Consider the following 6,829-nt stretch of genomic DNA (forward strand, 5'->3'; position numbering starts at 1 on the left):
TATCCTAAAAATAACTGACTAAATCTCAGAAAATTGATACTATTGACTATTTTCTCCAACCTCCAACCTCACCTGCTCCAACACCACTCTATAATCCTCTCTCTCTGGATAGAAATTCACTAATTTTTCCAGAGGAGCGATCGCCCCTTCCCTATCCCCCATCTCCAACCTAACTTTAACCAACCCCTCTAAAGCAGTCACATTTTCAGGTTCCCTATCCAACACACTTTCATATCCCCGCGCTCTTTTCTGCAACTGCTCCTCTACTGATATAACTGCTGCCGTCTCTACCTGTGGAGACTCCTGAAAAGCACTTTTAAACATATTTGCTATCCCAAACAAAGCAGTACCCCCAAAGGATACACACCCAACTAGGGACATTATCTTTCTCAATGTCTTACTGCGCTGCTGACGAGCTTCCATATATTCTTTCTCTGTTCCTTGCATTGGCACTCTACTCCCAATACCGACCTTCTCCAGTCTTCCCAATTTGAGCCAAAAAGCGATCGCTCATCCTACCATTTCCATCCGTTGCCCTAGAAAAGCCCTTTCAGATATATTTGAAGCAAATATTTACTAATCTGAGTAATTTTTGGTTTTCAATTTTCATCTTTTTACTAAAATATTTTTGATTTTATCTGTACAAGTAATTTTTTTATGCTATGATTAAGTATTTTGAATAATCTTATCAAGATTAATACCTAGCGATCGCAACCTTTCTGCAAATTTTTGGGCCTTTACCTCTGCTTCATTAGCAAGTTGTTTTGTTTGTTTTTTGTTTAATAAACTTACTCTGTTTTCTAAAGGAGGAATTATTAGAGTTAGTTTATTTAAACTATGAGTTATTTCACTTATCAGTTATCAGTCATAGAGCGATCGCTTGGAGTATTATTTTCGCTAAATCGTAAATTATTCTTATGTTTATTTCTCTCCGACTCCCTCACTCCCCTACTCCCCCACTTCCCTATTACTAATCTCTGAACTACTGCTCTCTTTCAACAAACTTTCAATATTTTTTGCCATCCGAGTTTGCTGCTCTAACTGCTTTGTTGAAGAGAATAAATCGCCTAATCCATTAATAATTTGTTTGAGACTTCTCCTAAATCTTTCATCCCCTGTTATATCATCTAAATCTGATGTCATTTTCTGCACATTTTCAAATGTTGCTCTGGCTGAATCTAATGTTTGTTGCAACATAATTATATTGGTCGGACTATTTAGATCGCTAGAAATATCCCGTAAATTTGCAGAAGTTTCTACTGCATTTGTCGATAATATTTCTAAATTACTAATAAATTCTCCTTTTTCTACTTCACTAATAATCGGACTTAAATTTTCCATTAGCACTGCTAATTCTTCAGTTGTTTTCTCAATATTATCTAAAGTGGCAACTAGAGTCGAACGATTTGTATTAACAATTGCATTAATCTGCTCTACTGTTAAACTAAATTTATTTGCTACTTCCTCTACAGAATTTGCGGAAGCGACCGCGGCAGAAGAAACTTTTTCTGTAGATTCTTTCATGGTTTTAGTAACAATAGTTATTTGATTGGAAATATCATTAACTTCTCGCTCTACTGTTTTAGTTAAACTATCTAAGTCTCTCTCTAACGTATTGGTTAAACCACCAATTTCTCCTTCTAATGTTTGAGTCAAACCACCAATTTCTCCTTCTAATGTTTGAGTCAAACCTCCAACTTCCCCTTGAATAATTCCTGTTATATTATCGACATCTTCTCTTAAATATTGACTTAAACCTCCCATTTCTCTTTTGATAGTTTCTGATAAATCAGAGAGTTGTTTTGCTAACTTAGAAGCTTCAGCAGAGGCATTAGCTGTATTTTCAGCAATTATCTTGACATTATTAAATAACTCTGGGTCACTATAGAGGTCAATTAAACGTATTCCTGCTCTTAATAATTGTTGCATTTCTATTCCTGCCTCTCCCTGTAAACGGTCATTATTACAGATAATTATTTGAGGACAATTAGCTGATAAGGCATTAGCAGAAATTTCTGATTCTGGTATTCTACCCCTAGGAATAATATCTATTTGTGCAGTTCCAATAAATGAGGATATATTGCCTTGAATAAATACATCACGAGGGATAATTAAGTCTTCTGGCTTAATTTCTAGGGTAATATCTACTCCATTTAATCCTGGTTTTATTTCTACTACTTGCCCGACATTAATACCTCGATATCTAACTGATGTGCCTAACTCAATACCAGATGCACTTTCAAATTCAACTATGAATTTATAACTACGTTTGCCTAATTCTACTCCCCTTAGCCAAAGTATTAAGGCACCAAACAAACCTATTCCTAATAAAGTTAATAAACCTACTGAACCTTCTCTAGTTGTTCGCGAGCGCATAGTTTCTCCAAAAAGCTTTTATGATATTGAAACTTGACATACTCTCCGGCCTAAAGGCACAGAGATTCTCACACTTATGTGATTCTTTGCTCATCGACACAACTTACTCAATCTAGTTGCCTATCATCAGCATTGGTTGTTGTCTCCCAAAGCGTTTTCCGACTTGTCGGCAGTTTCCGTATGCCCTACGGTACTGTTATTCCACTCAATACCTATTATTTCTAATCCACGCCTCAAAATGTTGATTGCTGCATTGGTATCACGACAAATTTCCCCATGACAACTAGGGCAAACATGAGTACGAGTTGATAAAGTTTTCTTGACTCTATGGCCACAGTTAGAACAATCTTGAGACGTAAAATTAGGATTTACTGAAACAACTGCTTTGCTCCAAATCTTTCCATAGTATTCTAGCCATTGAGTGAATTGATACCACGAAGCATCAGATATTGACTTTGCCAAGTGATGGTTTTTGACCATGTTTTGTATCTTGAGGTCTTCATAAACAATCACATCATTAGAGTGAACTACGCACCGAGCTTGCTTAATGCTCCAGTCTTTACGCTGTCTACTAACCTTCAAATGGCATTTTCCCAGTCTAATTCTTGCTTTGTGATAATTGTTTGACTGAGGTTTTTTACCCTTAACAAACTTTTTGCTTAATTGTCTTTGTAGACGTTTTAATTTTTTTTCTGACTGCCTCAAATACTGAGGATAAACAACAGCATTATCATTCTGGTCTTTATAGAAGTATTTTAAACCTAAATCAATACCTATAACATTACCTGTATAATTTCCTGACTCTTTTCTATCAGTATCTAAACAGAATTGACAATAATAACCATCTGCACGTCTAACTATTCTAACCCGATTAATTTTTAATCTGAATAAATCTTCTTTTGTTTCGGAGTTGCAATAAAGAGAAAACTTGCCTGCTTTAAATTTATCAGTGAAAGTAATAAACATACAATCATCTGATAATTTCCAACCGGATTGTTTATATTCTACTGACCGAGAATGCTTTTTAAATTTAGGATACCCTTTCTTTTCAGCTCCTGACTGACAACGACGATAAAAGTTACTAATTGAAGTCCAAGCTACTTCGATTGCAGCTTGTCTAGCTGATGAGTTCAACTTATTTGCAAAGACAAACTCACTAGCTAATTCTTTGCTTAGTTTATATAAACGTGACTTATTTACTCCTTGGTTCTCTATCCAATATCTCACAGCTTTATTTCTAATAAACTGTGCCGTTCTGATAGCTTCATCCAAAGAATTATATTGATTTTTTGTCCCGTTTAATAGCTTGGCCTCTCTTACTAACATTTTGATATTTTGGCTTCTATAATATTATTTTATTACATATTTTTCCAGATAAAACAATTAGTTGAAAAATATTTTTCCCATTGAAAGTCGCCCGCTTATGGGCGAGGCTTTAGACCCAATTTTCTGGTAAAAATTTTACTTTATAATCAATAAATATATGCTCTAATCACTACATTTATTTTCTATTTATCCCAATGTGGCAATCTTGACATCAGAGATTTTTTCCCGATCAAAATAATTGGGTCTCAAATCCCGCCTTTTAACGCCTTTTAAGGGGAAATGTTTTTTGGACGGTTACTTAACAAAAATCAGCGTGACAAAAACAACTTCTGACTTCTAAATTCTAAATTCTGACTTGATCAACCAACTACTTGAATTGGCCCATCTACACTGCCTGTAAAAAATTGTTGTACTAGAGGATTATTCACAGTATCAATTTCATCTACACTACCTTCCCACTGAACTTTTCCCTGATAAAGAAATACAATTCTATCCGCTGTGCGACGAATGGTACTATGTTGGTGAGTCACCATAACATAAGTGCTACAGCCACCATCCACATATTGTATGTGACGGACTAGATCCTCAATGACAGTAGAAGCGATGGGGTCTAGACCAGCCGTAGGCTCATCATATAATAATACATCTGGATCATCATGGGGATTTTCCGGATTAGTAATAATTGCTCTAGCAAAACTCACCCGTTTACGCATCCCACCAGATAACTCTGCCGGATAGCGATCGCCAATTTTACCCAAACCCACCATTTCCAACTTCTGGTTCACCAACTCCTGAATCTGGGAACGTAATAACTTAGAATGTTGATACAAAAGAAAACCGACATTTTCTTCTACTGTCAAAGAGTCAAACAGAGCTGCATTCTGAAACACCATACCAATAGTAATTGGATCTTTTAAATCATCCATCCATCTGACCCGTCGTTTTCCCTGTACATAAACTTCCCCAGCATCAGGAGTCAATAAACCAGCAATAATTCTGAGAACTGTAGATTTACCAGTACCCGACGGACCAATAATCGCTAATGCTTCTCCACGATAGATTGTTAAGTCTGCTTCATCTAAGACAACATTTTCTCCAAATGACTTACTAACTCCTTTGAGTTGAATTAAAGGTTCATGGTTCATAAGTTAGAGATGGACTTTGTTAGCAGTATATTATATAGCACTAGGCAAATAAGTTAGGACATCCTTCTATTTCCTATTCCCTGTAAATATTCTGAGCTTGCCAAATTTCATCCCAAGAAAATTTGGTCCTGAACCGAGATAATAGTGCCAGAATCCTCTTTATATAGATAAGATTTTGATCAAAATTTGTCCTTAATCAATCTAAGGTTAAAATTCCTATGTCAACTGCTTTACTGAAGAAAACCTTACGCATTCTCCTCAAAAGTAATTTTTATCTTGGGAAATCTCGTAAAACTAACTCTCATGTCATTGGCCAATGGTTTAAATGGCTTGCCCCAGGATTATTCGTCAAACGATGGTTACTTTTGAGTGCTGCTGGCGTACTACTAACTAGCTTAGGAGTAGCAATATGGACGGGAATGACTCCTATTTTTTACACCCTAGAACTACTCAAGAACTTCTTGGGATGGATAACAACTATAGTACCTAATTATATTTCCGGGCCAATAATTATCCTTAGTGGTTTGTTATTTATTTTCTGGGGACAAAACCGCAGTTTAAATACTATTACTCAAGTGTTAATGCCAGAGGGAGATGAAGAACTGGTCGATAGGTTACTTACTCATCGACGATTAAATAAAGGTCCCAAAATTGTAGCCATTGGTGGGGGTACTGGTCTTTCCACTTTATTAAGGGGTCTCAAGAGCGATAGTGCTAATATTAGTGCTATTGTTACGGTGGCTGATGATGGTGGGTCTTCTGGTAGGTTGCGCCGAGAGATAGGGGTACTGCCACCAGGAGATATTCGGAATTGTTTGGCAGCTTTAGCTAACGAGGAAAAGTTGTTAACCGAGTTGTTTCAATATCGGTTCCGTGCTGGTGATGGTTTGGTGGGGCATAGTTTTGGCAACTTGTTCCTGACGGCGATGAGTGAGGTGACGGGAGATTTAGAAAGAGCTGTAGCAGCTAGTTCAAAAGTTTTAGCTGTCCAAGGTCAGGTTTTGCCTGCTACTTTGACTGATGTTAACCTCTGGGCAGAATTGGCAGATGGGCGACGTATTGAGGGGGAGTCTAATATTACTGAAGCAGGTGGCAAAATTATCAAAATAGGTTGTACTCCTGAAAATCCTCCTGCTTTGCCTAAAGTTTTGCAAGCTATAGAAGAAGCTGACTGTATTATTATCGGTCCTGGTAGTTTATATACTAGCGTTATTCCTAATTTATTAGTATCTGAAATTGCTGAGGCAATTGCTTTAAGAAATATTCCTAGTATTTATGTTTGTAATATTATGACTCAGCCTGGGGAAACTACTGGATATAGTGTAGCTGACCATATTCGTGCTATTGATGTTGCTTGTGGTAAACGATTATTTGATACTGTTTTAGTGCAGGGAAAAAGTCCTTCGGCACAAGCTTTAATTAAGTATGCTCAAGAAGATTCTCATCCGGTTTTTCTTGACCGAGAAGCAGTTAGAAATTTGGGGCGGAAAATTCTTTTAACTAATGTGATGTATGAGGATGAACAAACTGGTTTTGTTCGCCACGATTCCATGATGTTGGCACAGGTTTTATTACAGTGGTATAGTCGGATTTAAAAGGAAGAAGGCTTTAGTTATCTAGGAGAGAAGGAAGAAGGAAAAAAGATTGAATGAAGGGAAGTTTGGGAAGGGTAGGAAGTGTTGGAAGATAAGAGGAGAATAGTTGGAATTAAATTTTAAGATGGGAGAATGAACGCTAAATTAATCATTATAAAAAAACGTATTTTAAATACTTTGACTCTTGGGAAATATCCATTTAATAGCAAATATATAACTTTTGTATTTTGTCAAGTTTTCTGTGAAGAAAGATGTTGCTAAACCATGGCCTTTAAAGGGGATAAAAAGCGGTCGATAGATGGGGAGGTTTCTCGCTATTGCTGATCGGCTTGTTTTTCATGTTGTGTAGCAAAACGCCATATCCAATCTACCAATAAAAAAATCAAA

The 6,829-nt window shown here is 36.5% G+C and carries 5 protein-coding genes; 1 reads left to right on the plus strand and 4 read right to left on the minus strand.

What is annotated here, in order from left to right:
• Positions 1-39: 39 nt before the first annotated feature.
• The 4 genes from ACP6PM_RS05980 to ACP6PM_RS05995 all read right to left on the minus strand — a co-directional run bounded on the left by ACP6PM_RS05980 (position 40) and on the right by ACP6PM_RS05995 (position 4,847).
• Positions 40-447: a tetratricopeptide repeat protein gene (locus tag ACP6PM_RS05980; RefSeq protein WP_426582750.1), complete on the minus strand. Its 408-nt coding sequence runs from the start codon at positions 445-447 to the stop codon at positions 40-42.
• A 501-nt stretch (positions 448-948) separates the two neighbouring features.
• Positions 949-2,376, minus strand: coding sequence for an MlaD family protein (locus tag ACP6PM_RS05985; RefSeq protein WP_426582752.1), 1,428 nt, complete (start codon positions 2,374-2,376; stop codon positions 949-951).
• A 126-nt stretch (positions 2,377-2,502) separates the two neighbouring features.
• The gene (locus ACP6PM_RS05990; RefSeq protein ID WP_426582754.1) at positions 2,503-3,702 is read right to left on the minus strand and encodes an RNA-guided endonuclease InsQ/TnpB family protein; all 1,200 of its coding nucleotides are present in this window, start codon (positions 3,700-3,702) and stop codon (positions 2,503-2,505) included.
• 359 nt (positions 3,703-4,061) lie between these two features.
• Positions 4,062-4,847 (minus strand): ABC transporter ATP-binding protein, encoded by a 786-nt coding sequence (locus ACP6PM_RS05995; protein ID WP_426582756.1) that lies wholly within the window; start codon positions 4,845-4,847, stop codon positions 4,062-4,064.
• Positions 4,848-5,065: 218 nt separating this feature from the next.
• On the opposite strand from ACP6PM_RS05995, the gene ACP6PM_RS06000 reads away from it, so the two are divergent.
• On the plus strand, positions 5,066-6,442 hold the full coding sequence (locus ACP6PM_RS06000) for a gluconeogenesis factor YvcK family protein (RefSeq protein ID WP_426582757.1): 1,377 nt from the start codon (positions 5,066-5,068) through the stop codon (positions 6,440-6,442).
• Positions 6,443-6,829: the final 387 nt, after the last annotated feature.

Source organism: Dapis brunnea BLCC-M229, assembly GCF_050015995.1.
Classification (GTDB): Bacteria; Cyanobacteriota; Cyanobacteriia; order Cyanobacteriales; family Microcoleaceae; genus Trichodesmium.